Origin of the sequence: Mesorhizobium sp. M0771 (genome assembly GCF_040320155.1) — a bacterium.
Taxonomy (GTDB): domain Bacteria; phylum Pseudomonadota; class Alphaproteobacteria; order Rhizobiales; family Rhizobiaceae; genus Mesorhizobium.
This window is the reverse complement of the sequence record NZ_JAMYPC010000003.1, coordinates 1-24,990: the sequence shown is the minus strand read 5'-3', so window position 1 is coordinate 24,990 and position 24,990 is coordinate 1. Positions and strand designations below refer to the sequence as shown.

The 24,990-nt window shown below is 64.0% G+C and carries 27 protein-coding genes and 1 pseudogene; 16 read left to right on the top strand and 12 right to left on the bottom strand.

Features of this window, described 5'->3' with window-relative positions; all coding sequences use genetic code 11:
• Positions 1-86 precede the first annotated feature (86 nt).
• On the top strand, positions 87-686 hold the full coding sequence (locus NKI05_RS05610; RefSeq protein ID WP_023668484.1) for a F0F1 ATP synthase subunit B: 600 nt from the start codon (positions 87-89) through the stop codon (positions 684-686).
• A 10-nt stretch (positions 687-696) separates the two neighbouring features.
• On the top strand, positions 697-1,188 hold the full coding sequence (locus tag NKI05_RS05605) for a F0F1 ATP synthase subunit B (RefSeq protein ID WP_023754077.1): 492 nt from the start codon (positions 697-699) through the stop codon (positions 1,186-1,188).
• Between the two features lie 254 nt (positions 1,189-1,442).
• On the opposite strand, the gene rnhB is transcribed toward NKI05_RS05605, so the two are convergent.
• Both rnhB and NKI05_RS05595 read right to left on the bottom strand, forming a co-directional pair.
• The gene (rnhB, locus tag NKI05_RS05600; protein WP_023726390.1) at positions 1,443-2,141 is read right to left on the bottom strand and encodes a ribonuclease HII; all 699 of its coding nucleotides are present in this window, start codon (positions 2,139-2,141) and stop codon (positions 1,443-1,445) included.
• 154 nt (positions 2,142-2,295) lie between these two features.
• On the bottom strand, positions 2,296-3,450 hold the full coding sequence (locus NKI05_RS05595; RefSeq protein ID WP_023684378.1) for a PA0069 family radical SAM protein: 1,155 nt from the start codon (positions 3,448-3,450) through the stop codon (positions 2,296-2,298).
• A gap of 150 nt (positions 3,451-3,600) precedes the next feature.
• Between NKI05_RS05595 and NKI05_RS05590 the strand changes: the two genes are divergently transcribed.
• Positions 3,601-4,104 (top strand): glycosyltransferase, encoded by a 504-nt coding sequence (locus tag NKI05_RS05590; protein WP_023740679.1) that lies wholly within the window; start codon positions 3,601-3,603, stop codon positions 4,102-4,104.
• A 252-nt stretch (positions 4,105-4,356) separates the two neighbouring features.
• A complete protein-coding gene (locus NKI05_RS05585; RefSeq protein ID WP_023806763.1) occupies positions 4,357-5,331 on the top strand; it encodes a hypothetical protein in 975 nt (324 codons plus the stop codon).
• Here NKI05_RS05585 and NKI05_RS05580 read toward each other — a convergent pair.
• The 7 genes from NKI05_RS05580 to NKI05_RS05550 form a co-directional block, all read right to left on the bottom strand.
• Positions 5,321-5,752 carry a GFA family protein gene (locus tag NKI05_RS05580; RefSeq protein ID WP_023709898.1) on the bottom strand — a complete coding sequence of 144 codons (432 nt, stop codon included), beginning with the start codon at positions 5,750-5,752 and terminating at the stop codon, positions 5,321-5,323. The two genes, NKI05_RS05585 and NKI05_RS05580, sit on opposite strands and share 11 nt — an antisense overlap.
• Before the next feature lie 124 nt (positions 5,753-5,876).
• Positions 5,877-6,431 carry a molybdenum cofactor biosynthesis protein B gene (moaB, locus tag NKI05_RS05575; protein ID WP_023732120.1) on the bottom strand — a complete coding sequence of 185 codons (555 nt, stop codon included), beginning with the start codon at positions 6,429-6,431 and terminating at the stop codon, positions 5,877-5,879.
• On the bottom strand, positions 6,418-7,311 hold the full coding sequence (locus NKI05_RS05570; protein WP_023747562.1) for a 4-(cytidine 5'-diphospho)-2-C-methyl-D-erythritol kinase: 894 nt from the start codon (positions 7,309-7,311) through the stop codon (positions 6,418-6,420). The genes moaB and NKI05_RS05570 overlap by 14 nt, the downstream gene beginning before the upstream one ends.
• A 26-nt stretch (positions 7,312-7,337) precedes the next feature.
• Positions 7,338-7,523 carry a membrane protein gene (locus tag NKI05_RS05565; protein WP_023668475.1) on the bottom strand — a complete coding sequence of 62 codons (186 nt, stop codon included), beginning with the start codon at positions 7,521-7,523 and terminating at the stop codon, positions 7,338-7,340.
• A gap of 72 nt (positions 7,524-7,595) precedes the next feature.
• Positions 7,596-8,450 carry a S49 family peptidase gene (locus NKI05_RS05560; protein WP_023815233.1) on the bottom strand — a complete coding sequence of 285 codons (855 nt, stop codon included), beginning with the start codon at positions 8,448-8,450 and terminating at the stop codon, positions 7,596-7,598.
• A 120-nt stretch (positions 8,451-8,570) separates the two neighbouring features.
• Positions 8,571-9,365: a tRNA1(Val) (adenine(37)-N6)-methyltransferase gene (locus NKI05_RS05555; protein ID WP_023696580.1), complete on the bottom strand. Its 795-nt coding sequence runs from the start codon at positions 9,363-9,365 to the stop codon at positions 8,571-8,573.
• The gene (locus tag NKI05_RS05550; RefSeq protein WP_023668472.1) at positions 9,365-9,589 is read right to left on the bottom strand and encodes a putative signal transducing protein; all 225 of its coding nucleotides are present in this window, start codon (positions 9,587-9,589) and stop codon (positions 9,365-9,367) included. Before NKI05_RS05550 ends, NKI05_RS05555 begins: the two co-directional genes overlap by 1 nt.
• A 221-nt stretch (positions 9,590-9,810) precedes the next feature.
• Here NKI05_RS05550 and NKI05_RS05545 point away from each other — a divergent pair, with 221 nt between their 5' ends.
• From NKI05_RS05545 to NKI05_RS05525, 5 genes and pseudogenes are all read left to right on the top strand, one after another.
• Positions 9,811-10,827, top strand: a complete 1,017-nt coding sequence (locus NKI05_RS05545) for a polyprenyl synthetase family protein (protein WP_023668471.1) — start codon at positions 9,811-9,813, stop codon at positions 10,825-10,827.
• Positions 10,828-10,914: 87 nt separating this feature from the next.
• Positions 10,915-11,584: pseudogene (locus NKI05_RS05540) on the top strand (GntR family transcriptional regulator).
• A gap of 352 nt (positions 11,585-11,936) precedes the next feature.
• Positions 11,937-12,527 (top strand): biotin transporter BioY, encoded by a 591-nt coding sequence (locus NKI05_RS05535; RefSeq protein ID WP_023668469.1) that lies wholly within the window; start codon positions 11,937-11,939, stop codon positions 12,525-12,527.
• Between the two features lie 112 nt (positions 12,528-12,639).
• Complete coding sequence (locus NKI05_RS05530) at positions 12,640-13,056, top strand: DUF1284 domain-containing protein (protein ID WP_023815234.1); 417 nt, start codon at positions 12,640-12,642, stop codon at positions 13,054-13,056.
• 191 nt (positions 13,057-13,247) lie between these two features.
• Positions 13,248-15,023: a tetratricopeptide repeat protein gene (locus tag NKI05_RS05525; protein WP_023815235.1), complete on the top strand. Its 1,776-nt coding sequence runs from the start codon at positions 13,248-13,250 to the stop codon at positions 15,021-15,023.
• 208 nt (positions 15,024-15,231) lie between these two features.
• Here the strand turns inward: NKI05_RS05525 and NKI05_RS05520 are convergent, their stop codons facing one another.
• Positions 15,232-15,693, bottom strand: coding sequence for a GNAT family N-acetyltransferase (locus tag NKI05_RS05520; RefSeq protein WP_023684366.1), 462 nt, complete (start codon positions 15,691-15,693; stop codon positions 15,232-15,234).
• 176 nt (positions 15,694-15,869) lie between these two features.
• Here NKI05_RS05520 and NKI05_RS05515 point away from each other — a divergent pair, with 176 nt between their 5' ends.
• The 3 genes from NKI05_RS05515 to glyS are packed head-to-tail and all read left to right on the top strand — an operon-like array spanning position 15,870 to position 19,677.
• Entirely contained in the window at positions 15,870-16,814 is a 945-nt protein-coding gene (locus NKI05_RS05515; protein ID WP_023815236.1) for a glycine--tRNA ligase subunit alpha, read from the top strand.
• 25 nt (positions 16,815-16,839) lie between these two features.
• Positions 16,840-17,154 (top strand): hypothetical protein, encoded by a 315-nt coding sequence (locus NKI05_RS05510; protein WP_352792266.1) that lies wholly within the window; start codon positions 16,840-16,842, stop codon positions 17,152-17,154.
• Between the two features lie 54 nt (positions 17,155-17,208).
• On the top strand, positions 17,209-19,677 hold the full coding sequence (gene glyS, locus NKI05_RS05505) for a glycine--tRNA ligase subunit beta (protein WP_023815237.1): 2,469 nt from the start codon (positions 17,209-17,211) through the stop codon (positions 19,675-19,677).
• Positions 19,678-19,753: 76 nt separating this feature from the next.
• Here glyS and NKI05_RS05500 read toward each other — a convergent pair whose 3' ends face one another.
• Complete coding sequence (locus tag NKI05_RS05500; protein WP_081732299.1) at positions 19,754-20,137, bottom strand: hypothetical protein; 384 nt, start codon at positions 20,135-20,137, stop codon at positions 19,754-19,756.
• A gap of 165 nt (positions 20,138-20,302) precedes the next feature.
• Positions 20,303-20,761, bottom strand: coding sequence for a hypothetical protein (locus NKI05_RS05495; RefSeq protein WP_023706636.1), 459 nt, complete (start codon positions 20,759-20,761; stop codon positions 20,303-20,305).
• A 372-nt stretch (positions 20,762-21,133) separates the two neighbouring features.
• On the opposite strand from NKI05_RS05495, the gene NKI05_RS05490 reads away from it, so the two are divergent.
• The 4 genes from NKI05_RS05490 to NKI05_RS05475 all read left to right on the top strand — a co-directional run.
• Positions 21,134-22,099, top strand: a complete 966-nt coding sequence (locus NKI05_RS05490; RefSeq protein WP_023709889.1) for an L-threonylcarbamoyladenylate synthase — start codon at positions 21,134-21,136, stop codon at positions 22,097-22,099.
• A gap of 18 nt (positions 22,100-22,117) precedes the next feature.
• On the top strand, positions 22,118-23,548 hold the full coding sequence (locus tag NKI05_RS05485) for an FAD-binding oxidoreductase (protein ID WP_352792265.1): 1,431 nt from the start codon (positions 22,118-22,120) through the stop codon (positions 23,546-23,548).
• A 184-nt stretch (positions 23,549-23,732) separates the two neighbouring features.
• The gene (locus NKI05_RS05480; RefSeq protein WP_023668457.1) at positions 23,733-24,299 is read left to right on the top strand and encodes a DUF6101 family protein; all 567 of its coding nucleotides are present in this window, start codon (positions 23,733-23,735) and stop codon (positions 24,297-24,299) included.
• 347 nt (positions 24,300-24,646) lie between these two features.
• The coding region (locus tag NKI05_RS05475; protein WP_352792264.1) for a helix-turn-helix domain-containing protein at positions 24,647-24,990 on the top strand (344 nt) is incomplete at its 3' end.

The following is a 24,990-nucleotide window of genomic DNA, read 5'->3' as shown; positions in this document are numbered from 1 at the left end:
GTTCGGCCAATTATCGGTCGGACGAGCATTGGGAAGAATTGGCTGGCCGCATTCCTGCGGCCATGCCTGATATCAGGGGATAGTCCATGTTCGTGACATCTGCGTTTGCGCAAGAGTCCGCACCCGCCGCTGAAGGCGCCCATACCGGTACGGAAGGCGGCACGCATTCCGGCGCCGGCGTGCCTGCCGAGGCGCACGGCACGTTCCCGCCATTCGATCCGGCGACGTTTCCGTCCCAGCTTCTGTGGCTGGCGATCACGTTCGGGCTGTTCTATTTGTTCCTGAAGAAGGTGGTGATGCCGCGCCTTGGCGGCATCATCGACGTCCGCAGCGATCGCATCACGCAGGACCTCGACCAGGCCGCCAGGCTGAAGGGCGAGGCCGACGCCGCCGTTGCCGCTTACGAGCAGGAACTTGCGGAAGCCAAGGCCAAGGCCAACGCGATAGGCCAGCAGGCCAACGACGCTGCCAAGGCTGAAGCCGAGGCTGCCCGCAAGAAGGTCGAGGCCGCCCTCGACAAGAAGCTCGGCGAGGCCGAGGCCAGCATTGCTTCCATCAAGGCCAACGCCATGAAGGAAGTCGGCACGATTGCCGAGGACACCGCTTCAGCCATCGTCGATGCGCTTGTCGGCGGCAAGACGAGCAAGGCCGAGATCTCGGCTGCGGTCAAATCCGTGGCCCGGTGAGGAGCACATCATGGACGCCACATCTCTCGCAACGCTTTGGGCAACGGTTGCCCTCGTCATTTTCCTCGGCGTTGCCGTTTATATCAAGGTGCCAGGCCTGATCGCCAAGTCGCTCGACGCCCGTGCGACCAAGATCAGCGACGAGCTTGCGGAAGCCCGCCGGTTGCGCGAAGAGGCCCAGCAACTGCTCGGCCAATACCAGAAGAAGCGCAAGGAAGCAGAGCAGGAGGCCGCAGCCATCGTCGCTGCCGCCAAGCGCGAGGCCGACATGCTTGCCGCTGAGGCGCACAAGAAGACCGAAGACTATGTCACCCGCCGCACCGCGCTTGCCGAGCAGAAGATCGGCCAGGCCGAGCGCGAAGCCGTCGCCGAAGTGCGCGCCAGCGCCGTCGACATCGCCGTCGAGGCGGCCCGCACGCTGCTTGCCGGCAAGATCGACGCCAAGGCCGGCGCCGACCTGTTCAAATCCGCGCTGCAGGATGTGAAAGCCAAGCTGAACTGAGCGGGATTAGCTCGCTGACATCGAGCCGCTTGGGTGACCTGGCGGCTTTTTTGTTTGGCGAGGCGTCGAAGCCGCCAATCTCCCCCCTTGTGGGGGAGATGCCCGGCAGGGCAGAGGGGGGCGCTGTCCCGCCGGCGTTTCCAGATTTTCTATTTCGTGTTACGGATTCCTTGCATCGGCAGGTTTACTGAAAGGTCGCGTTCCTTCGCGCCCCCCTCTGGCCTGCCGGCCATCTCCCCCTCAAGGGGGGAGATTTAGCTGTCCAACCCGACAAACCCTTCTTCTTCCACCACCTCAACCCCACCCAGCCTGAACGGCGCGAATGATGCCCGGTGCAGCCTTGCCACCGGCCCATGCGCTTCGATCGCGGTGCGGTGCCGCACGGTGGCGTAGCCCATATGGACCTCGAACCCGTAGCGCTCGTGATGGCTGCCGCAGCCGCACATCATGCGGTCGCGCATCACCTTGGCGACGATCGAGGCGGCGGCGATCGATTGCGAGCGCTGGTCGCCCTTGATCAGCGCGCGGCCTTCGCAGAGGAGGCCCGGCGGCACATCGCGGCCATCGGCCAGCGCCAGCTTCGCCTGGATCGGCAGGCCGGCAAGGGCGCGGCGCATGGCTTCCAGGCTGGCCTTGAGGATGTTGCTGCCGTCAATGCCTTCGGCGCTGACCGAGGCCATCGACACGCCGAGCGCTGACCCCAGGATTTTCAGGAACAGCGCCTCGCGCTGCAAATGGTTGAGCCGTTTGGAATCGTCGAGCCCGTCGGGAATGTTGGCGGGATCGAGGATCACGGCCGCCGCCACCACCGGCCCCGCCAGCGGACCGCGGCCGGCCTCGTCCATGCCTGCCACCGGCCACAGGCCTTCGGCCATCGCCTTCGTCTCGAAGGAGAAATCGGGCTTTTCGACGATTTCGAAAAGAAGCGGAGAATCGGAACGTGCGCGAGCCATGTTGCGGCGAGGTTCGCATCGGCTCCGATTCTCCGCAAGTCCCTCCAGGGTCGAGTGGGGCAAGACCGGGAGGGCACCGTCTGCAGGCCGGGGGACAGGCCGGACGGGATTCTCGGGTCGCCTGACAGCCACGAGGGCAGGGCAAGCGCTACTCTCAGAGCAGCATCAGCTGCTCGGTCGCCTTGGCGGCGGCGACAAACTGGTCGGTTCGGAGCGTGCGCCGCTCGGCGTTGAGGCCGAGCCGCTTGGCCGTGATCTCGAAGCGCCGGCCGATCTGCCAGGCATAGGGGCCGGCGCCTTTCATCCGCTTGCCCCATTCCGAATCATAGTCCTTGCCGTCGCGCATCGAACGGATCAGCGACATCACGTGCCGGTAGCGGTCGGGATAATGGCGCAGCAGCCAGTCCTTGAAGATCGGCGCCACCTCGAGCGGCAGGCGCAGGATGACATAGCCGGCCTCGCGGGCGCCTGCGGCGCGTGCCGAATCGAGGATGCGCTCCATCTCCTGGTCGGTCAGGCCGGGAATGATCGGCGCCACCATGACAGAGGCCGGGATGCCGGCATCGGAAAGCTGCCGGATCGCCTCAAGCCGCTTGGTCGGCGTCGACGCGCGTGGCTCCATGGTGCGCGCCAGCATGCGGTCCATCGTTGTCACCGACAGCGCCACCTTGGCCAAGCCCCGTTCGGCCATGCGCGACAAGATGTCGATGTCGCGCGTCACCAGATGGGATTTGGTGACGATGCCGACCGGATGGCCGCGCGCCTCCAGCACTTCGAGGATCTCGCGCATGATCCGGTATTGTTTCTCGATCGGCTGGTAGGGATCGGTGTTGGTGCCGATCGCGATGGTGCGCGGCTGATAGCCATCCTTCGACAGTTCCTTGTCGAGCAGCCGCGCCGCATCCGGCTTGGCAAACAGCTTCGCTTCGAAATCCAGCCCCGGCGACAGGCCCATGAAGGAATGCGTCGGCCGGGCGAAACAATAGACGCAGCCATGCTCGCAGCCGCGATAGGGGTTGATCGAGCGGTCGAAGGAAATGTCGGGCGATTCGTTGCGGGTGATGATGGTGCGCGGCTTCTCGACCTGCACTTCGGTCTTGAACGGCGGCAATTCCTCCAGCGAATTCCAGCCGTCGTCGAACACATGCCGGCTGACCGGCTCGAACCGGCCGGACGGGTTGATGCCCGCGGAACGGCCGCGGTTGCGATCCGGACGGACGCGCATGCCGCTCTGTTCGATCATCGCATTGGCCATCTCGGCTCGCCCTGCTCCGAAAGCAGCAATGTCCGCACGCACGATATGTTCCATTTTGGCCCTTTCCCAAGGACTGTCGGCTGGCTGTCGAATCGCTCTGTTCATGAAAATAATCCTATTTCGCTGATGAGAACAAAGCAAGAACTTTTTCGTTGGGCCATGCAAAACTGGCGCTGCGCCGGGCTTTCCGCTATTCGGCTAAAAATGCTCAGCGTTCTCATCGAAACCCGGGATGACGAAGAAGGCCTTGCCCGCACGCTCGCCTCGTTGATCGGCGGCGCGGTCGAGGGCGTGGTGCGCGATGTCATCGTCTGCGACACCGGCTCGACCGACCAGACGCATCGGGTTGCCGATCATGCCGGCTGCCACTTCGTGGTCGGCGGCATTGCCGCGGGAATCAGGCAGGCGAAGGGTGACTGGCTGCTGTTTCTGGAACCCGGCGCAAGGCTGGCGGAGGGCTGGATCGACGACGTTGTCGCTCACACGGCGCGGCAAACCATGCCGGCGCGCTTTTGCCGTGCGCGCGGCAGCCGCACGCCGTTCCTGTCACGGGTGTTTTCGGGCAACCGGGCGCTGGCCGAAGGGCTGGTCATCAGCAAGCGCCAGGCCGCTGCCCTGTCGAAGAACGCGCACAGCGCCGAAGCCCTTGCGCGCGGTCTCGCCACCAGGCGGCTCGACGCCGAAATCTGGCTGGCGCCGAAGAAGTGATGTTTCTCCCTTTTCCCGTTCCCAGGGAGAAGGGTGCCCGAAGGGCGGATGAGGAGCAGCGTCGGCGTCTCATCCGCATTGGCACGGTCGCAGCACCATCCCTCTTTTTCGCCGCAAAAAGCTATTGTGCATTGCACAAAAGCTGACGCGGGATTAGCATTCCGTTGATGCGGGATATCGGGGTTTGGGTAGTGCCGGAGCGGTAAGCAAGCGCCGCGTCGTCGTTGCTGCCGTTCATATCTGAGGACCCCGATGAACCTTTCGTCCCCTGACAAATCCGGCGCCCCGAGTCTGGAAGCCATTGCCCGCAACGGCAGCCTGCTCCGCCGCATTGCGGTGCGTATCCCGACCTATCTGTCCGACCTGCGCGAAAATCCCGCATGGCTGCCGATGTTCGTGCTTGCCCGCACCATGCCGGCGCGCAAGCTGCACTGGCTTGGCGCCAAAGCCGCGCGCCCCGCGCAGAGTGCCGGAGCGACGATGTTCAGGGGCGTCGACCTCAAGTCGATCGTCGCGGCGCTGCGCACCGATGGCCTGTTCTCCGGACTGGTCCTTCCGCAGGCAATCCACGAAGAGATCGCCAGCTTTGCTCAGAGCACGCCGTGCTTCGGCAATTTCGACCGCCGGCTCGAATTCATGCCCGGAGAACACGCAGAAGCCGAGAAGCGGTTCGGCCGCTCTTTGCTCAGCGGACACTATTTCGAGCGCATCCTCGGCTGCAAGGCGGCACTCGCCATCCAGAACGACCCGCTGCTGCTCGACATCGCCCAGCACTATCTGGGCGGGCAGGCAAAGCTGATCACCACGCGTGTCTGGTGGAGCTTTCCGACCGGCGAGGCTTCCGACGCCGACAAGAACCTTGCCTCGCTCGGCAAATATCATTTCGATCTCGACGACTGGCGGATGCTGAAATTCTTCTTCTATCTCAAGCCCTGCGATGCCGGCACCGGCCCGCATGTCTATGTCAAAGCCAGCCACAACAGGCGCAGCCTCAAGCACCAGCTGACGCTGCTGGTCGGCCATCCGGCGCAAGACGTGCTCAAGGTCTATGGCGACGACAGCCCGGTCACGCTGACCGGCGAGGCCGGCCTCGGCTTCGTCGAGGACCCGTTCGGCTTCCACATGGGCACCGTGCCGTCCACCACGCCACGGCTGATGATGGAGGTCGGCTTCGGCGTCTCGCCGCCCTCGCGCCGCCGCTTCCACGGCGAGCCGGTCATCCGCTGACGCCGGAGCGGATCTCGACCGGCATCCAGCGCGCTTGCCGCCGGGCAATGCGACCCTCTTTGTTCTCGGCATCATAGTCCATTGGGACCGGCTCGCGGTTGAACCGCGGCCGGTCATCCAGCGCATTGACGATGACGATCGCTCTCGGTTCGCCGTCGGTGGTCACAGCAGCGACATAGACGCCGCAGTCCCGGCAGATGAGATAATCGGCGGTGCGCAATCCGAACCGGTATCGGTGCAGCCGCGCCTCGTCCTCGACCGAGACGATCAATCGGCCCTGCGGATCGGCAGCGGCGCGCGAACCATGCCGGACACAGAACGCGCACTGGCAGGCGCGGATCTCCACCTCGGCCGGCTCGATTCCCGTTTCGAACGTCAGGTGGATGTTGCCGCAATGGCAGCCGCCGCGGTGCGCGCTCATTGGATCTCTTCCGTCTTGACTTGGCGACAGACTATCCGCCCGACGACCCGGAGGAAATGACCTCTCGAAGGCGCAGCCGCCATTCTGCCTGACAAAGGCAGCACTTGGCCGGCTTTGCCTTGGTTTACGAGGCGGCCTTGCCGCGCCGCAAATGCTCGTCCAGGCGCGGCATGATCTCGACGAAGTTGCAGGGCATGTGGCGGTAGTCGAGCTGCGGTTTCAGGATGCCGTCCCAGGCGTCCCTGCAGGCGCCGGGCGAGCCCGGCAGCACGAAGACGAAGGTGGCGTTGACGACGCCGCCCGTCGCCCGACTCTGCACTGTCGAGGTGCCGATCTTGTCGTAGGAAATGCGGTGGAACACTTCGGAAAAGCCATCCATGCGCTTCTCGAAGATCGGCTCCAGCGCCTCCGGCGTCACGTCGCGGCCGGTAAAACCGGTGCCGCCGGTGGTGATGACGACATCGATGTCTTCGTCGCGCGACCAGCCCAGCACCTTGTCGCGGATTTTCTCCCGGTCGTCGGTGACGATGTCGCGCGCGGCCAGGACATGGCCGGCCTCGACGATGCGATCGGCCAGCGTCCGCCCTGATTTGTCGTCGGCAAGGCTGCGCGTATCGGACACCGTCAGCACCGCGATGCGCACCGGGATGAAGGGGCGGCTTTCGTCAATTTTGGTCATCGGCCCCCTCTGAAGCGATGCTTCGTGTCGCGGCGACAAACCACTCCGGTTCGCGGCTGCGGATCTCGGCGGCGGCGCGCTTGGCGACATTGCCGGTCTCGAACAGTCCGAAGCATGTCGCGCCGGAGCCCGACATGCGCGAGAATCCAGATCCGGCCCTGTTCAGCAGGGAAAGCGCTCGGCCGATGGGCGGCTGGATCGCCTGCGCCGCCGGTTCGAGATCGTTGCGGGTGATCTCCAGCCAGTTGCGGACACTGTGGAAGTCAAATGCACGCGGCAGCGGCGGCAATCCCTCATTGTCGCGTTTCTCAAGTGCGTTGAACACATCAGGCGTCGAGACGGCGACGCCGGGATTGACCAGCACCAAAGCGAGCGCCGGAAAATCCGGCACCAGCGACAGCTCGTCGCCGACGCCACGCGCAACCAGCGGTTTTGCCGCAAGACACATAGGCACGTCGGCGCCGAGCGTGAGACCGATCCGGCTCAGTTCGGCCTCGCCGATGTCGAGCCCCCAGGTCCGGACAAGACCCTGCAATACCGCCGCCGCGTCGCTTGAGCCGCCGCCGACGCCGGATGCGATCGGCAGGTTCTTTTCCAGCCGGATGGCAACCGGCGGCGTGCTCTGCTGGCCGGCCTGCCTGCGCAGCGCCTCGCGCGCCTTCACCACCAGATTGCTGTCGTCGATCGGCACGGAAGTCGCGTAACGGCCCGATACGGAGAACCGGTCGGCGTCGGCAGGCTCGATCTCGACCCTGTCGCCGAAGCGGGTGAAAACGACCAGGCTCTCGAGCAGATGGTAGCCGTCGGCGCGCTTGCCGGTGACGTGCAGCGCCAGATTTATCTTGGCGGGCGCAAGCCACGTCCGGGCTGCGGCATCCAAACTGTCGGCTGCTGACGGGATGATGATCAGTCCTTGGCCAGGCGGTATTCGCCGGTCTTGGGATCCTGGACCAGCGTGCCGTTGGTGCCGTTGGCTGCCTGCTTTTCGGTGCGCCGCACCTTGGCGGTCACACGTTCGGCCTCGCGGACGAAGGTGCGGTAGCCGAAATAAGCGGCTGCGCCGACAACTGCGAAGAAAATGATCTGTGGCATTTCAAAGCTCCTCCCTCGCAAGGCGGCAAGGCAGACTGTCAAGCCCTCATGCTAGACGCTTTCCCTGCTTTTTCAAAGCCCGAAGCGAGCCCACAATGCGCGCTCTTCCGCCGCATCGATCACGCCGCTTGCGGCGGCGGCAATATCGGGCGCTGAAAAGTTCGAGCCGAACAGGCCGATGCGGCCAAACAGGCCACGCGGCGCGGTGACCAGCCTGAGCTGGGTTTTCGCGCCGAAGCGGGTTTTCAGTACCGTGCGCATGTCGCTCAACGCATCGACGAGGCCAAGCTCCAGCCCTTTCTTGCCGGTCCAGAACAGGCCGGTGAACAGGTCCGGATCGTCCTTCAGCTTGGTGCCACGGCGTTCCCTGACCAGGTCGATGAAGGTCTCGTGCACTTCCAGCTGCAGCGCCTTCAGGCGCTCGACGTCTTCCCTCTTCTCCGGCTTGAACGGGTCGAGCACCGCCTTGTTCTGGCCGGCGGTGTGGACACGGCGCTCGACACCGATCTTCTTCATCAACTCGGGAAAGCCGAACGAGGCCGAGACGACACCAATCGAACCGACGATGGAGGACGGATCGGCAAAGATCTCGTCGCCGGCGACCGCGATCATGTAGCCGCCCGAGGCCGCCACATCCTCGACAAAGACCAGCACCTTTTTGTTCTTCTCGACCGCGAGGTCGCGGATGCGCTTGAAGATCAGCCGCGACTGCACCGGCGAGCCGCCAGGCGAATTGATTGAAATGGCGACGGCGGGCGCATCGAACAGGAACGCCTTTTCGATGAGGGCGGCGGTGGACGCCAAGGACAGGCTCGGCCGGAACGGGCCGCCGCCGGCCATGATGGTGCCATGCAGCCTGATGACGGGAATGGTGACGACGCTGGATCGCCAGGATTTCGGCAGCAGGCGGTTGAAAAGGCGTTTCACGAGGTGGCTGTCTCCAAATGGCTTCAACGCATGTAGGGATTTGCCGGTCAACGGCAATGCTGCAATCCATCTCAGCCAACTGTGTGCCGGTTTTGCGGCAACGACACTGACGGGCCTAAATCAATCGCCAAACAGCGACGCCAGTCCGTTGTTGATCATCTCGGTTCGTTCCGACGGGCCGTCGCCCGTTTGCCCATGCAGCATCAAAGGCGGGCGGATCGACAGCTTGCCGCGCGCGCCGAGCGCTGCCCTGACCACAATGCGGATTGCGGCTGCTTCCGGGCGCGGATGCACGGCCAGCATCTCGGCGTCGCCGAAGCGGCCCGACAGCGCATCGAGGAGGTCGCCAAGCTGTTCCGGCCGCGCAATGACGGCCAGGCCCCCGCGCGGCTTGGCGACGGCAGCCGCACTCCGGATCCAGCTTTCGAACAGCCCGTCGTCCATGACATGCGCCTGCCGCCGCAGCGGATCTGGCGTGGCGCGGTCTTGCGCCGCGTTGAAGGGCGGGTTCATGATGACGAAATCGAAGGAATTGTCGGCGAGGCCGGCTTGCGTCCGCGCCCGGCCTGACAGCGTGACGTCGGCGGTCAGCACCGAGGCGCGATTGCCGAGATGCGCATTGCCGGGATGGGCGAGCGTGGTTGTGGCGAAGCCTGCCATCTCGGCCGACCGTTCGACGAGAACGACCTGCGCCTCTGGGCAGCGCGACAGCACGGCGAGACCCGCCGCACCGGCGCCGGCGCCGAAATCGGCGAGGCGTCCAGAAAAGCCGGATGAAACTGCTGCCGCCAGCATCATGGCATCCATCCCGGCGCGATGCCCTGTCCTGGGCTGGACAAGCCAGAAGCGGCCGCGATGGAAGGCATCGACCGTATGGGCCGGCGTATCGCTGGTAAGCGCGCTCGCTTCAGCCATTATGTCTGGCGGATTTCGTTCTCGATGCCGGCGTCTTTCAAGATGCGCCGCGCCTGATCGGCCTGGACGGCATCGACCATCACGCGCTTCTGCAAAAGACCGATCGACCCTTCGAGAATGCTCATGTTCTGGTCGGCGACGAAGCAGGCGATCCCGGCATCGCGCATCAGCGATTCGACGAAGGAGATGATCACGGCATCGTTGGTGCGCACGAGTTCTATCATCGGACGAAGTTCGCAGGTTGCAGCGTTGATGTAAACGCCGGAGCATGGCGCCGAAAAGTGTGGAGCGGTTTCCGGGCAACGGCATGCGGTCGCTAAGGTTGACACGCCGTCACCGCAGCCGCGCCAATTCGCCTCTTGCCGTGCCCGTATGTGCCGCCCTAGAGTCCCAGGTGGGACCAGGGTGCCGTCGCACGCGTGATCAAAGACGGGAGTGTTTGTTGGTGGGTGTCGTTCTCAACATCGAAAACGGGAAGCGGGAACCCGCGTCCATCAAAGATCTCATCGACCTGACAGCAGCCGATATGGGGCGCGTCAACAAACTGATCCTGTCCAAGGCCGGCTCCGACGTCGAGATGATCCCGGAGGTCGCCAATCATCTGATCTCGTCGGGCGGCAAAAGGCTGCGTCCCATGCTGACGCTCGCGGCGGCCCAGATGTTCGGCTATTCTGGCGAGGGCCACGTCAAGCTCGCCACCGCGGTCGAGTTCATGCACACCGCCACGCTGCTCCATGACGACGTCGTCGACGAGAGCGGCATGCGGCGCGGCAAGAAGACCGCCCGCATGATCTGGGGCAACCAGGCGAGCGTGCTGGTCGGCGATTTCCTGCTCGGCCAGGCTTTTCGCATGATGGTCGATGTCGGTTCGCTGGAAGCGCTCGACATCCTGTCCAGCGCCGCCTCGATCATCGCCGAGGGCGAGGTGATGCAGCTGGCGGCAGCCAAGAACCTGGATACCACCGAGGACGAGCATTTCGCCGTCATCAAGGCCAAGACCGCGGCGCTGTTCTCGGCTGCCGCCGAGGTCGGCCCGGTCATCGCATCGGCGACGCGCAACGATCGCGCCGCCTTGCGCTCCTACGGCATGAATCTCGGCCTTGCCTTCCAGCTCATCGACGATGCGCTGGATTATGGCGGCTCCAGCCAGGAGCTGGGCAAGAATGTCGGCGACGATTTCCGCGAAGGCAAGGTTACACTGCCGGTCATCCTCGCCTACCGGCGCGGCACCAAGGCCGAGCGCACCTTCTGGAAGCGCGCCATCGAGGACAATGTCACCGACGATGCCGGCCTGGAAAAGGCGATCGGCCTGATGACCCGCCATGGCGCCATTGCCGACACCATCGGACGGGCCCGCCATTTCGGCGAGATCGCCCGCGATGCGCTGGCACCGCTGGAGGCGACGCCGCAGAAATCGGCGCTCATCGACGTCATCGACTTCTGCATCAGCCGGGTGAACTGACCCGCGCCTGGCGCCAAAGCAAGTTTGCACGCAAAATCGGGCAATCACCGCTCGACAATCGGCAGCAGTGCAAATTATCTATAAAACATGGCAAAGACCGCAGACGACACCATCGCCGTGCGCATCAGCAAGGTGCTGGCGGATCGCATCATATCGGGCGCGATCGAACCCGGCGCCCGGCTGCGGCAGGATCACATCGCCGAGGAATTCCAGACCAGCCATGTCCCGGTGCGCGAAGCCTTCCGGCGCCTGGAGGCGCAAGGGCTGGCGGTCAGTGAGCCCAGGCGGGGCGTGCGCGTCGCCGCTTTCGATCTCGGCGAGGTAAGGGAAGTCGCCGAAATGCGGGCAGCCCTCGAAGTGCTGGCGCTGCGCCATGCCGCGCCGCATCTGACGGCTTCCATTCTCAACCTTGCCGAAGAAGCCACAAAGGCCTGCGACAAATCCCGCGATGTCCGCTCTTGGGAGGAGGCCAACCGCACCTTCCACCGGCTGATCCTGGCGCCCTGCGGCATGCCGCGGCTCATCGCCACCATCGACGATTTGCACGCCGCAAGCGCCCGCTTCCTGTTCGCCGCCTGGCGCTCGGAATGGGAAATCCGCACCGACCAGGATCATCGCGCGATCCTGAGCGCGCTGCGGCAAGGCAACACCGAATCGGCCGCCGCCACGCTTGGCCGGCACGTTCAGCGGATCGGCCAGAAAACCGGTCAAGACCGCGTCGGGCAAGATGCGCGAAGCGTTTGCCATCGTCGGGTAGGGACGAAGGGACAAGTCGTCGGATTCCGCGCGTAGCGATCCTTCACACCCCCCTCTGTCCTGCCGGACATCTCCCCCGCAAGGGGGGAGATCAACAGCTTTGCCGTTGCGTTAGTCCTGCAACGTCGGCCATTGGCGAAAGCAAAGGCGACATCCGATCTCCCCACTTGCGGGGGAGATGGCCGGCAGGCCAGAGGGGGGTGCTGTCCCGCCAGCCTTTCCAAATGTCCTTTATTCGACACGCAAGCCCAAGCCTTTTTAGGGGTGAGGGTTGCCATTCCCGCGCAAATATGGATTCCATAATAGATCGAACAACAAAATTATCTATAATTTCAAACCAGCTAGGAAGCACCATGACCTACATCGCCTTTTCGCCGTCCAAGCCGTCCTTCAGCCCGTTGCGCCTGCAAACCCGCTCGCATAGCTGGCAGGCCGCGGCCGTCGCCCTCGGTACGCTGTTTCTGGCGCTGTTGTCCCAGATCGAGGTGCCGATGGTGCCGGTGCCGGTCACCATGCAGACCTTCGCCGTGACGCTGGTCGGCGCACTTTATGGCTGGCGGCTTGGCGCCATGACCATCATCGCCTGGCTCGCCGAGGGCGCCGTGGGCTTTCCTGTCCTGTCCGGAGGGGCAGCGGGCGCGTCGTATTTCGTCGGGGCAACGGGCGGTTATCTCTTCGCCTTCCCGGTCGTCGGCGCGCTGGTCGGCTGGCTGGCCGAACGCGGCTGGAACGGCAACCGCGTGCTGCTCGCCTTCGCCGGCATGGTCCTCGGCAACCTCGCCTGCCTGGTTCTCGGCACGGCCTGGCTCGCCGTCATGATCGGCCTCGAACAGGCCATCACCTTCGGCTTCTTGCCCTTCCTCGTCGGCGGCCTGCTGAAATCGGCGCTCGGCGCCGCGACGCTCAAGCTGTTTTCCGGTAAGGCGGACCCGGCAGGAGCATGATCCCGAAAAGTGGAGTCCGGCTTTCGGAAGAGATCATGCTCAAACAAAAAGATGGAGCCCCATCCCGATATCTTCGGGATGGAACAGGCTCCGCAACCGCGTCCTAAGACCGATGACCGTCAGGCTGCGCTCCCACCATCTGCTTTGCCTGCTGACCTATGTCGGCAAGGGCTACAGCGCAGCCTTCGTCGCCAACTATGACGTGATCGCGAAACGTCTGGGCCGGGGCGAGGATATTCTGATCGTCTCCGGCCCCGACGACATCTGTCGGCCGCTGCTCGGCGAGGCCGAGCCCCACTGCTTGCGCGAAAGCGCCGCAGGCCGGGACGAGCTGGCAGCACGCGATGTCGGCAAGCTGCTGGCCCGGCCCATCGAGGCGGGCGTCCGTCTCAGCCTCGACGCGGCAACGCTTGCCGCCTTGCGCGCGGCCTTTTCAGCCGGCGTGACGCGTGAGGCCTGCCAGGGTTGCGAGTGGGCCGGCCTGTGCAGCACGATAGCGGCACGCGGATATCGCGATGTCAGGCTGTAGCTCCCAACCCCGATCTGCTATTGTCGGAACCGACAGTGTCTGCGTCGCCATGGTTTGTTAATCGGGTGACCCGATTGTGAATTCGGCCCGGATTGAAGCCTGACCCCAAAAAGGCCATGCTTTGTCAGGAAACATCGAGTCTATGGCTTCTCCGCGCCGACGCGGGATGGCGCTTGGCTGAAAGGGATACGATGCGGCAAGGACGTGCGCGCTGGCTCGCGGGGCTGGCAATTGTGGCAGGAATGGCGATTTCTCCGCTGCCTGCCTACGCCAAGGAATCGACCGGCCCGGTCAAGATCACCTCCTTCTCGGGCGCCTATCTCGCCGCCCGCATCGCCGAAGGCGACAACGACCTCGACAATGCCATCGCTTATTACAAGCAGGCGCTCGCCTTCAATCCCGGCGACACCTCGCTGCAGCAAAGCCTGATGCTGTCGCTGATCGCGCAAGGCCGCTTCGAGGAATCGCTGGTCTATGCCGACAAGCTCAAGGCAGTTCCCGACGTCGAGCGCTTCTCGCGTCTGGCTCTGGCGGTCGATTCCTTCCACAAGAAGGATTTCACCAAGGCGCAGTACTGGCTCAAGCTGTCGCTCGAATCCGATCTCGACCGGCTGATTTCCGGCGTCATGTCCGGCTGGGCACAAGAGGGCGCCGGCGACCCCACCGGGGCGATGGCCTCGATCGACAAACTGCAGGGGCCTGACTGGTTCGGCCTGTTCAAGTCCTTCCACCGCGCGCTGATCGCCGATGCCGCAGGCCTGTCGGACAAGGCCGACGCGCTTTATGACGCGACCCTGACCGACGTCACGGCCGGCGGTGCCGCGCCCGAGACATGGATGCGCAACGCCCAGGCCTACGCGTCTTTCCTGGCGCGCAAGGGAAACAAGAACAAGGCGCTCTACGTGCTCGACAAGGCCGAGGCGTTCGCGCCCGGCAAGCTCGACATCCAGGCGCTTCGCGACAGGATCAGCAAGGGCGACAAGATCGAGCCCTTCGTCGCCAGTCCCTCCGAAGGCGCCGCTGAAATCCTGCTCGACCTCGCCATCGCGCTCAATCGCGGCGGCGGCGAGCCGTTCGTGCGCCTCTATCTGCAATATGCGCTCGCGCTCAAGCCCGACAGCGACGCCGCTTTGGTGCAGCTTGCCGCCGTTGCGGAGCAGCTGAAGGACGGCGAAGGCGCCATTGCGCTCTATAGCCGCATTCCAGCCTCCTCGCCGCTGAAGGAGCTTTCCGACCTGCAGCTCGGCCTCAACCTTGCCGATCTCAACCGTCACGACGAGGCTATCGCCCACCTCAAAGCATTCGTCGAAGCTCACCCCGATGACATGCGCGCCTATCTGGCGCTGGGCGGGGTCTATGCCTCGAAGGAGGATTTCCGCTCCGCCGCCACTCTCTACGACAAGGCGGTCGCGGTGCTGAAGACGCCGACCAGTGCCAACTGGAACATCTACTATCAGCGCGGCATCGCCTATGAGCGGCTGAAGGAATGGCCCAAGGCCGAACCGAACTTCCTCAAGGCGCTGGAACTGTTCCCCGACCAGCCGCAGGTGCTGAACTATCTCGGCTATTCCTGGGTCGACATGAACATGAACCTCAAGGAAGGCCTGGCGATGATCCAGAAGGCCGTCGACCTCAGGCCGAGCGACGGCTACATCGTCGATTCGCTGGGCTGGGCCTATTTCCGCATGGGCCGGTTCGACGACGCCGTGCGCGAAATGGAGCGCGCCGTGTCGCTCAAGCCGGAAGATCCGGTGCTCAACGACCATCTCGGCGATGCCTATTGGCGCGTCGGCCGCAAGCTCGAAGCCACTTTCCAGTGGAACCAGGCGCGCGACCTGAAGCCGGATCCCGATGTGCTTGCCATTTTGCAGCAGAAGCTGATGAAGGGCCTGCCGCCGATCGAATCCAACACGGCGCAGGAAACCCCGAAAGTCAAGCCGGCCACCCCGCCAGCGCCGAAAGGGTGATCGGGCCATACTTCTGATGAAACGGGGCTCGCTGAGCCCCGTTTTTGTTTCGGCTTGGCGTCTTAGAGCAATTCCAGGAAAAGTGTGCGCGGTTTTCCGTTCGGAATTGCGACAGAACAAAGAGATAGAGACGCCCTATCGCGATCGTCATTCTATGGCGGAGCAAGGAGCGAAGCGACGCGGCGCAGACCCAGCGTTGGCGCTCATTCTAGAACAGCTTTCGGTAGACGACGAAGCCCGAGAGATCGCCGATCTTGTCGTAGAGCTTCATCGCCGTGTGGTTGGTTTCGTGTGTCAGCCAGTAGACGCGGCTGGAGCCTGCGGTTTGCGCCCTGGTATAGACGTCTTCGATCAGTGCCCGGCCGACGCCCTTGCCGCGCGACGCCTCATTGGTGAAGAGGTCCTGCAGATAGCAGTTCGGCGAAATCGCCGTCGTGGTGCGGTGATAGAGATAGTGGACAAGACCGAGAAGCTTGCCTTCGCTCTCCGCGACCAGCGCATGCATAGGCTCATAGGCATCGAAGAAGCGCGACCATGTCATTGCAGTGATGTCACCGGGCAGGGCGGTCTCCCCCGAGCGGCCGTAAAACGCATTGTAGCCGTCCCACAGCGGCAGCCATTGCTCGTAATCCTCTCGGGTGACGGGGCGTACGGTGAGCTGGCCTTGCATGGCTGAACCTCTGTCGTTGAAGCTGGGCGAGCAAACGGCCACCGGCACCGTCCGGCAATGGGCCAGTCCGAAGCAAAGCGTTCAACCTCTCATCAAGGCGGCGATAGGCGCTGCCTTGACGCTAGCCGGCCCGGCAACTAGGGAATGGCATCATTTCAGCGCTTTCCGAGGCCGCCGTGACGTCAGACAGTCCAGCCCATATACATCCCAGCCGCTCGTTCCAGGGGCTGATCCTGACCCTGCACAATTACTGGGCCGCCTATGGCTGTGTCATCCTGCAGCCTTACGACATGGAAGTCGGCGCCGGCACCTTTCATCCGGCCACCACGCTGCGCGCGCTCGGGCCCAAGGGCTGGAACGCTGCCTATGTCCAGCCCTCGCGAAGGCCGAAAGACGGCCGCTACGGCGAAAACCCCAACCGGCTGCAGCATTATTACCAGTACCAGGTGATCCTGAAGCCCAACCCGCCGAACCTGCAGGAGCTCTATCTCGGCTCGCTCAAGTCGATCGGCGTCGATCCGCTGCTGCACGACATTCGCTTCGTCGAGGACGACTGGGCAAGCCCGACGCTTGGCGCCTGGGGGCTCGGCTGGGAGTGCTGGTGCGACGGCATGGAAGTGTCGCAGTTCACCTATTTCCAGCAGGTCTGCGGCATCGAATGCGCGCCGGTGGCGGGAGAACTGACCTACGGCCTGGAGCGGCTGGCCATGTATGTGCAGGGCGTCGACAATGTCTACGACCTCAACTTCAATGGCCGAGAAGGCGCCGAAAAAGTCACCTATGGCGATGTCTTCCTGCAGGCCGAGCAGGAATATTCCAGGCACAATTTCGAATATGCCAACACTGCCATGCTGCTCAGGCATTTCGAGGACGCCGAAGCCGAATGCAAGGCGCTGCTCGCGGCCGGCGCCCCGGCTTCGAACGACAATCTGCCGATGCACCGCATGGTCTTCCCGGCCTATGACCAGTGCATCAAGGCCAGCCACGTCTTCAACCTGCTCGACGCGCGCGGCGTGATTTCGGTGACCGAGCGGCAGAGCTACATCCTGCGGGTGCGCAATCTGGCGAAGGCCTGCGGCGAGGCGTTCCTCCAAACCCAGGCCGGCGGCCTCGCCGCCTGAGGCTCACTTCATCATTTCGGGGGACATGTTGATTGGGGCCAACATCGGGCCAGTCGATCCGGCCATGGTCCGCATAGCCTGCCGTACGCCCGGCATTGAGAAGGCGCCATGCACTTGCGCGGCGAAACAGGCGCTGAGCGCGATGATCTGGAGGAGTCTCGATGCCGTTTTCATGGTCGTTCAGCCAATAGGTCCCTGCCTGAGCGTTGGTCGCTTCAGCGCTGCGTTTGGTTCATGGAAATCTTTGATCCAAGGACGGGCGGGCTGGTTGCGGCCCGACAGCGCCTTGAAAATTTTAGAAAATCGCCCCTGGCCGACGATCGGCAAGCGCAAAGGGTGACAGCGGCCAGCCGAGTTGCTATGCCCCGCCGACCATTGTCGCGCGAGCCTAACCATGCCTGATCTTTTGCTAGAACTTCGCTCCGAGGAAATTCCCGCCCGCATGCAGCGCAAGGCGGCGGGCGATCTCAGGAAGATGCTGACCGACGGTCTGGTCGAGGCGGGTCTGACCTATGACGCCGCGCGCGAATACTGGACGCCGCGGCGCCTGGCGCTCGATGTCAGGGGCCTGACCGCGCGCTCGAAGGACATCCACGAGGAGATCAAGGGGCCGTCGACGGCGGCGCCGGAACAGGCGGTGCAGGGTTTTCTGCGCAAGGCAGGCCTTGCCTCGGTTGCCGAGGCGCATGTCCATTCCGATCCGAAGAAGGGCGATTTCTACGTCGCCCATATTTCGAAGCCGGGCAGGGCGGCGGAAGAAATCGTCGCCGAACTGGTGCCGGCCATCATTCGCGGCTTCCCCTGGCCGACATCGATGCGATGGGGGCCGGCTTCGGCGAAGCCCGGTTCGCTGCGCTGGGTGCGGCCGCTGCAGACGATTCTGTGCACCTTCGGGCCGGAGACCGAGGAGCCGGTGGTGGTCGATTTCGAGATCGATGGCATCCGCTCGGGCAATATCACCTACGGCCATCGTTTCATGGCGCCGGGTGAAATCACCGTGCGTCGCTTCGACGATTACGTGACCAAGCTGGAAGCAGCCAAGGTCGTGCTGGACGGCGACCGGCGCAAGGAGATCATCCTTGCCGACGCCCGCAACCTCGCCTTCGCCAACGGGCTCGATCTGGTCGAGGACGAAGGGCTGCTGGAGGAAGTGTCGGGCCTGGTCGAATGGCCGGTGGTGCTGATGGGCGAATTCGAGCAGGCCTTTCTTGCCATTCCGCCCGAGGTGGTGCGGCTGACCATTCGCGCCAATCAGAAATGCTTTGTCACCCGTCCGCAAGGCGACGGCGAAAACCTTTCCAACCGCTTCATCCTCACTGCCAACATCGAGGCGAAGGATGGCGGCAAGGAGATCGCGCACGGCAACGGCAAGGTGGTGCGCGCGCGCCTGTCGGATGCGCTGTACTTCTGGCGGACCGACCAGGGCGATCTGCCCGATCTGGGAGAGCTCGAGGCATCGGCAAAAAAGTTCGGGCTCGATCTGAAAAAGCCGCTCGACCAACGCATGGCCCGCCTCGACCATCTCGGGGTGACTTTCCACGCCAAGCTCGGCACGCAAGGCGAGCGGGTGGAGCGGATCAAGCGGCTGGCGGAAGAGCTGGCGCCAACAGTGGCGCAGTCGATCTCCCCCCTTGAGGGGGAGATCGCCGGCAGGCCAGAGGGGGTCGCTTCGGCTGCCGCGACGCCGTCCGGTCTCTCGAAGAAAGAGGGAGTTGGCGCTCCACGCGAGACGACCCCCTCTGTCGCCTTCGGCGACATCTCCCCCTCAAGGGGGGAGATTACCGCGCTCGCGGCCCGCGCCGCGGTGCTGGCCAAGGCCGATCTTACGACCGAAGCAGTGGGCGAGTTTCCGGAACTGCAAGGCGCCATGGGGCGCAAATACGCGCTGCTGCAGGGCGAGCATCCGTCCGTGGCTGCGGCGATCGAGGAGCACTACAAACCGCAAGGTCCGTCGGATAGCGTGCCGACCAATCCGGTGTCGATTGCCGTCGCGCTGGCCGACAAAATCGATACGCTGGTCGGCTTCTGGGCCATTGATGAAAAGCCGACGGGCTCGAAGGATCCTTACGCGCTGAGAAGGGCAGCACTGGGTGTGGTGAGGATCCTGATCGAGAATGGGATCTCACTGCCGCTGACATCGCTCTTCGATAGTGCCTATCAAACGGCGAGTTATCTCGCGTCTAAGGCTGGACGGGCCTTTGGCTCCGACCTCCTCGCCTTCTTCCACGACCGCCTGAAAGTCTATCTCCGCGACCAGGGCGCTCGGCATGATCTCATTGACGCCGTGCTGGCAGGTGGTGGAAGCGCGCCAATCTCCCCCATTGTGGGGGCGGCGAAGCCGACAAAGGGGGGCGCTGTCCCGCCGACCTCTCATTCTGGCGCGCCCCCCTCTGCCCTGCCGGGCATCTCCCTCACAAGGGGGGAGATCGGCCAATCGCACTCGGATGACCTCCTGCAGATCGTGCGCCGCGTCGAGGCGCTAGGGTCCTTCCTCGACACCGAGGACGGCAAGAACCTGCTCGCCGGCGCCAAGCGCGCGGCCAACATTCTGGCTGCCGAGGAGAAGAAGAAAACGCGCGTCGCCGCGACTGTTGAGCCGGCGCTGTTTCGCGAGGAGGCCGAGAAATCGCTGTTTGCGGCGGTGAATCAGGCGGAGAGAGAAGCCGGCGAAGCGATTCAAAACGAAGACTTTTCCGCCGCCATGCTGGCGCTTAGCGTGTTGCGTGAACCGGTTGATTCATTCTTTGAACGCGTTCTCGTGAATGATGAGGACCAGGCCGTGCGCGCCAACCGCCTGGCGCTGCTGGCTCGCATCCGCACGGCCACCGATCAGGTCGCGGATTTTTCCAGAATAGCTGGCTAAGGGACGGACAAGCCCGAACACGGGCGGCGTTCACACGCCGCCCGTCTTGTTTTCAGTCCTCCCGAGGCTGACTCCGTCAGTCCTCCAAAATGCTGACATGCACGCTGTCTGAATAGACGTCGACCTGGATCAGCGGCTCGCCATTGACGATGGCGTTCCGTGTCGAGGAGCTCATCGCGCCACCGCGCTTCAGCATGCGTTCCAGATACGCGCGATCATCGTTGCTGCGGAACCAGTCATCGCCCTGGTCGTCGGCATCGCGCCGGTGGAACTTGTGCCAGTTGGCACGGTCCTGCCGCACCATCTGTGCTGCGCTGCTCAGCTCATAGCCGTCGCTGGCATGGTGGTCGCGATCGGAAATGCGCGCGACGTAGGACCCTAGCTCGTCACCGGCCTGCGCGCCGCCGACACCTATAGGTGACGCCAGCAACAGGCCGGCAATAGTCAAAGATTTCGTCATGTTCATGATAACCCCTCGCTCTCCTAGAACCCGGCGCGCTCATGCCAAACCCGATTGGCGAAATTGGGGCCGCCGCCGCCAAGCCGATCCTGCGCCGGGGCGTCGATCGGCGTCAAGCGGCATGGATCGGCCGACTGTCTTGGCCGACTGTTTTGGCTGAATGGCCTACTCGGCTTTGCCGACGCCCTCGATCGGCTGCTGCGGTGTTGCTGCCGGCTGCGGCGCTGCCGGTTGCGACTCGGGCTTGCCGTTCGATGCCGTTGCAGTTCCGGCTGGTGCGGTCTCTGCCGTCGGCTCAGTCGCCGGCGCCGCGGCGCTCGCCCTGGCCGGAGCCGGCGCGGCGAAGGCGCCGCCGACGATGCCGCCGCGAATGATCATCGGGTCCTGGCCGTGCCTAGGCTTTTCGGGGATCGCCGCGACCTTTTCATAAGTCACATCGGGCTGGGCATCGCCGAGTGCGACGATCGATGGCGACGAGGCGATCCTGACCGGTTCGGATCCGCCAACCTTGATGACCGATGGCGTCGAGGTCGAGACGCCGAGAAAGACGATCGACGAGGCGTGCGCCCCACCGGTCATCGCCGCCAGGGTGAAACCAAGCGCTCCAAGCACACGCATCGACATCGAAACCGTCCCCTTGCCCGACAAGCCGCCAGCCCTAACCGCAAATAGCCTTAACCCCAGTGGATTGATGCCGGCTTGCAGGGAAACGTAGCATTTTAGGCATTGATAATTCGCCAACGCCGGCTTGCCCGAAAACCACTGCCGTATTAGAGCAATTCCAGGAAAAGTGAGTAGCGGTTTTCCGTCCGGAATTGCGCAAAAACAAATACTTAGAGCGTTTCAGCGAACCGCTGAACCGCTCTAATGCATGTCGCTCAAAAGTGGCCCCGGTTTTGAGAGAACGACATGCATCAAAACAAAGACCTAAAGCGCGTCGCATGAATCCGGTTCAGCGCGACGCGCTTTAGGTCCGGTGCCTGTGAGGTGAAGCGAGTGGCTGAGATACTATCCGTCGGCGAAGCGATGGAGCAGGCGTTGGCGCTGCTTGAGGGCGGCGACGTCGTCGCCATCCCGACGGAGACCGTCTATGGACTGGCCAGCGACGCGACCAATGGCGTCGGCGTCGCCCGCATTTTCGAAGCCAAGGGCCGGCCGCGCTTCAACCCGCTGATCGCCCATGTCGCCGATCTGGCGATGGCCGAGCGCATTGCGATCTTCGACCCGCTTTCGAAGCGGCTGGCCGAGGCGTTCTGGCCGGGGCCGCTGACGCTGGTGCTGCCGCTCCGACCCGGCAACGGCATCCATCCGCTGGTCACCGCCGGGCTCGATACGATCGCGCTGCGCATGCCGAGGGGGTTCGGCGGCGAGCTGATCGCCAGACTCGGCCGGCCGTTGGCCGCGCCCAGCGCGAACTCTTCGGGCAAGATCAGCGCCACGACGGCGCAAGCCGTCGCGGCCGATCTCGGCGCCAAAATCCAGCTGGTGGTCGATGGCGGCGCCACCCCGGTCGGGCTGGAATCGACCATCGTCAAGGTCGAAGGCAACAGCGTGCGGCTGCTGAGGCCAGGCGGCATCGCTGCCGCCGATATCGAGGCCGTCACCGGCATTAAGCTGCAGCGCGGCGCGACAGCCGGCATCGAGGCGCCCGGCATGCTGGCGTCGCATTATGCGCCGCGCGCATCGGTGCGGCTCGATGCACAGAGTGTGGCTGAAGGCGAGGCCTTGCTGGCCTTTGGTGGCGACCGCGCCGAAGGCTGGCAAGCGGCGGCCGCCTTGCGCAACCTGTCCGCGTCAGGCGATTTGCGCGAAGCCGCAAGCAATCTGTTCGCGTATTTGCAGGAACTCGACCGCAGCGGTGCGGCGACGATCGCCGTCGAGCCGATCCCGTTCGATGGGCTCGGCGAGGCGATCAACGATCGGCTGTTTCGTGCCGCTGCCCCCCGTGACAAGCTCGATTGAGCGCCATAGTTTGCGCCCATGAACGACGCACCCTTCGACCTCGATCCCGCTCTCATCGCCCGCTTCGCGGCAATCGTCGGCGACAAATATGCGCTGCGCGACCAGGCCGATATTGCGCCGTATCTGACCGAGCGGCGCGGCCTATGGCACGGCAGGACCGCCTTGGTGCTGCGCCCCGGCAGCGTCGACGAGATCAGCCGGATCATGCGCCTTGCGAGCGAGACGGGAACGCCGGTCGTGCCGCAAAGCGGCAACACCGGGCTGGTCGGCGCCCAGGTGCCTGACGCATCCGGCCGCGAGATCGTGCTTTCTTTGTCGCGGCTGAACCGCATTCGCGAGATCGACGTCTTCTCCAACACGGTAACAGTCGAGGCCGGCGTTATCCTGCAGACGCTGCAGGAAGCGGCCGATGCCGCCGACCGGCTGTTTCCGCTGTCGCTCGCCGCGCAAGGGTCCTGCCAGATCGGCGGCAATCTCTCGTCCAATGCCGGCGGCACCGGCGTGCTTGCCTATGGCAATGCGCGCGAACTCTGCCTCGGCGTCGAAGTGGTGCTGCCGACCGGCGAGGCCTTCGACGATCTGCGCAAATTGAAGAAGGACAACACCGGCTACGATCTGAAGAACCTGTTCGTCGGCGCCGAAGGCACGCTCGGCATCATCACCGCAGCGGTGCTGAAACTGTTTCCCAAGCCCAAGGGGCGCGAAGTGGCCTTTGCCGGCCTGTCGTCGCCGGAAGCAGCGCTTTCGCTGTTCAGCCTGGCGATGGACCGGGCAGGGGCGGCACTCACCGCCTTCGAGCTGATCGGCCGGCGTCCGTATGATTTCACGCTGCGCCATGCGCAGGGCGTCACGCGGCCGCTGGCGCAGGATTGGCCATGGTATGTGTTGATGCAGGTGTCGTCGGGCCGTTCAGCCGAGGACGCCAGGGGGCTGATCGAAGAAGTGCTGTCGGCAGGCCTCCAGCAAGGCATCGTCGGCGACGCGGTGATCGCGGCCAGCCTGGCGCAGGGCGACGCGTTCTGGAACTTCCGCGAGGTGCTGCCGGATTCGCAAAAGCCCGAAGGTGCTTCGATCAAGCATGATATTTCGGTGCCGGTGGCATCCATCCCGGCGTTTATCGAAAAGGCGGCCGGTGCAGTGGCTTCGGTCAGTCCGCAGGCGCGCGTGGTCTGCTTCGGTCATATGGGCGACGGCAATCTGCACTACAACATCTCCCGGCCGGAGGGCGGTGACGACGAAGCGTTTCTCGGCCTCTACCACGCCATGAACCATGCCGTGCACGATGTCGTGCGCTCCTTCCACGGTTCGATCTCGGCCGAGCATGGCATCGGCCAGTTGAAGCGCGACGAACTGATCGCCACCGCGCCGCCAATGGCGATCGAACTGATGCGCCGGGTGAAGGCCGTCTTCGATCCGGCCGGCATCATGAATCCCGGTAAGGTTATCTGATCCTTTCAACATTTTGTGGCTGGTTTCATTCCGATAACCATCGCCTGAGATCAGCAAAATTTAACTGACTTTCTTAAGCCGCGCGGCAGAAGCTCGCGCTAATGTTTCACACAACGAGGCCGGGAAAACTGGCCCGGTGGGATCCGTGAAAGCGGCTCTCAGGAGAAACACAGGAAGGCAGCAGATGAACAGTGTATTGAAGCCCGTCTGGGCCGGGCGCAACATGCGCCTCGACCCATTCCGCCTGCCGCAAGTGGTGAGCTATGCCACGCGCGACGACTATGGCGACGTTACCTTCACCATCGACCAGCGCGGCGCCGTCATCCGCCGCACGCTCGAGATGAGCGGCGTGCCGGCGATCATCGCGCTGCCCGCCAACGCGTTTCGCGGCGTCGCCGCCCGCGCGATGGAGGATGCGCAAGGCAATGTCACGGTAACCCTCGAACTCCTGCACAACGACCCGATGCTGTCGGTGCCGCTGCTGGTGGCCGACGATCTCGACGACGTCGCCGCCGACTGGCGCGCCTGGGCCGACGCCTACCGGCTGCAGATGCTGCTGATCGAATCCGACGGCATTGCCCGCACGCTTGAGGAATCGCTCGGCGCCGCCATCAAGGCGCTGCCGGCCAAGGATCGCCGCAAGGGCCGGGTCTCGACCACGCGCCGCCCGCGCTTCCTCGCCCGCCGCAGGGCCGGCAATCTCGGGCTGAGGCTGGTGATCGACGGCCAGGAGATTATTTCGAGAGAGTAGCTTGACCGGCGATTGGCGAAACCGCCGACGACAGCCTTCTTCTCCCCGTCACTATACGGGGTTGAGGAGCGGTCCGCGTAGCGGACGAAAAGCCAATTGCTTGGCTTTCGAGTGACCAACGCCCGGCAGGGCGATGAGGGGCGGCGCTGACCGAGGCATTTCTCGCAATATCGCCGCTGTGCATCTCACCTCAACTGCAAAGATTGGCGCTGCCCCTCATCCGGCTGCCGGCACCTTCTCCCCGTGTAGTGACGGGGAGAAGGAGATTATGTCCGAACCGGATAGATAGGTAACAGAATGGACCGATAGCATGGGTGACAGTTTTCTTGTCCGCCGGAGGACCGGCAATGGTTTGGCGAGAGACTGGCATCATGGACGAGCGGCTACGGTTTGTTGTGGAGTGTCTTTCTGGGGATGAGACGATGGTTGCGCTTTGTGCGGCCTACGGGATCTCACGCAAGAACGGCTACAAATGGCTAGGACGCTATCGGGAGTTCGGCCCGGAAGGTTTGCACGACCTGCCGCGAGCCCCGCTCAATCATGGCCGGGCGACAGCTCAGGATCTGGTTGAGCGGATTGTGGCGGCCAAGGAGCTGCATCCGCTTTGGGGTCCAAAGAAGATCGTGGCACGGCTCAGGCGCACGGCTCCCGAGTTCATGTGGCCTTCAGCCTCGACGGTCGGCGCGATCCT

What these genes read in the sequence shown, in the direction of transcription:
- NKI05_RS05610 (WP_023668484.1), top strand. Translation starts at nt 87, where the DNA reads ATGTTCGTGACATCTGCGTTTGCGCAAGAGTCCGCACCCGCCGCTGAA.
- NKI05_RS05605 (WP_023754077.1), top strand. Translation starts at nt 697, where the DNA reads ATGGACGCCACATCTCTCGCAACGCTTTGGGCAACGGTTGCCCTCGTC.
- rnhB (WP_023726390.1), bottom strand. Translation starts at nt 2,141, where the DNA reads ATGGCTCGCGCACGTTCCGATTCTCCGCTTCTTTTCGAAATCGTCGAA.
- NKI05_RS05595 (WP_023684378.1), bottom strand. Translation starts at nt 3,450, where the DNA reads ATGGAACATATCGTGCGTGCGGACATTGCTGCTTTCGGAGCAGGGCGA.
- NKI05_RS05590 (WP_023740679.1), top strand. Translation starts at nt 3,601, where the DNA reads ATGCTCAGCGTTCTCATCGAAACCCGGGATGACGAAGAAGGCCTTGCC.
- NKI05_RS05585 (WP_023806763.1), top strand. Translation starts at nt 4,357, where the DNA reads ATGAACCTTTCGTCCCCTGACAAATCCGGCGCCCCGAGTCTGGAAGCC.
- NKI05_RS05580 (WP_023709898.1), bottom strand. Translation starts at nt 5,752, where the DNA reads ATGAGCGCGCACCGCGGCGGCTGCCATTGCGGCAACATCCACCTGACG.
- moaB (WP_023732120.1), bottom strand. Translation starts at nt 6,431, where the DNA reads ATGACCAAAATTGACGAAAGCCGCCCCTTCATCCCGGTGCGCATCGCG.
- NKI05_RS05565 (WP_023668475.1), bottom strand. Translation starts at nt 7,523, where the DNA reads ATGCCACAGATCATTTTCTTCGCAGTTGTCGGCGCAGCCGCTTATTTC.
- NKI05_RS05555 (WP_023696580.1), bottom strand. Translation starts at nt 9,365, where the DNA reads ATGGCTGAAGCGAGCGCGCTTACCAGCGATACGCCGGCCCATACGGTC.
- NKI05_RS05550 (WP_023668472.1), bottom strand. Translation starts at nt 9,589, where the DNA reads ATGATAGAACTCGTGCGCACCAACGATGCCGTGATCATCTCCTTCGTC.
- NKI05_RS05535 (WP_023668469.1), top strand. Translation starts at nt 11,937, where the DNA reads ATGACCTACATCGCCTTTTCGCCGTCCAAGCCGTCCTTCAGCCCGTTG.
- NKI05_RS05530 (WP_023815234.1), top strand. Translation starts at nt 12,640, where the DNA reads ATGACCGTCAGGCTGCGCTCCCACCATCTGCTTTGCCTGCTGACCTAT.
- NKI05_RS05525 (WP_023815235.1), top strand. Translation starts at nt 13,248, where the DNA reads ATGCGGCAAGGACGTGCGCGCTGGCTCGCGGGGCTGGCAATTGTGGCA.
- NKI05_RS05520 (WP_023684366.1), bottom strand. Translation starts at nt 15,693, where the DNA reads ATGCAAGGCCAGCTCACCGTACGCCCCGTCACCCGAGAGGATTACGAG.
- NKI05_RS05510 (WP_352792266.1), top strand. Translation starts at nt 16,840, where the DNA reads ATGTTGATTGGGGCCAACATCGGGCCAGTCGATCCGGCCATGGTCCGC.
- glyS (WP_023815237.1), top strand. Translation starts at nt 17,209, where the DNA reads ATGCCTGATCTTTTGCTAGAACTTCGCTCCGAGGAAATTCCCGCCCGC.
- NKI05_RS05500 (WP_081732299.1), bottom strand. Translation starts at nt 20,137, where the DNA reads ATGACGAAATCTTTGACTATTGCCGGCCTGTTGCTGGCGTCACCTATA.
- NKI05_RS05495 (WP_023706636.1), bottom strand. Translation starts at nt 20,761, where the DNA reads ATGTCGATGCGTGTGCTTGGAGCGCTTGGTTTCACCCTGGCGGCGATG.
- NKI05_RS05485 (WP_352792265.1), top strand. Translation starts at nt 22,118, where the DNA reads ATGAACGACGCACCCTTCGACCTCGATCCCGCTCTCATCGCCCGCTTC.
- NKI05_RS05480 (WP_023668457.1), top strand. Translation starts at nt 23,733, where the DNA reads ATGAACAGTGTATTGAAGCCCGTCTGGGCCGGGCGCAACATGCGCCTC.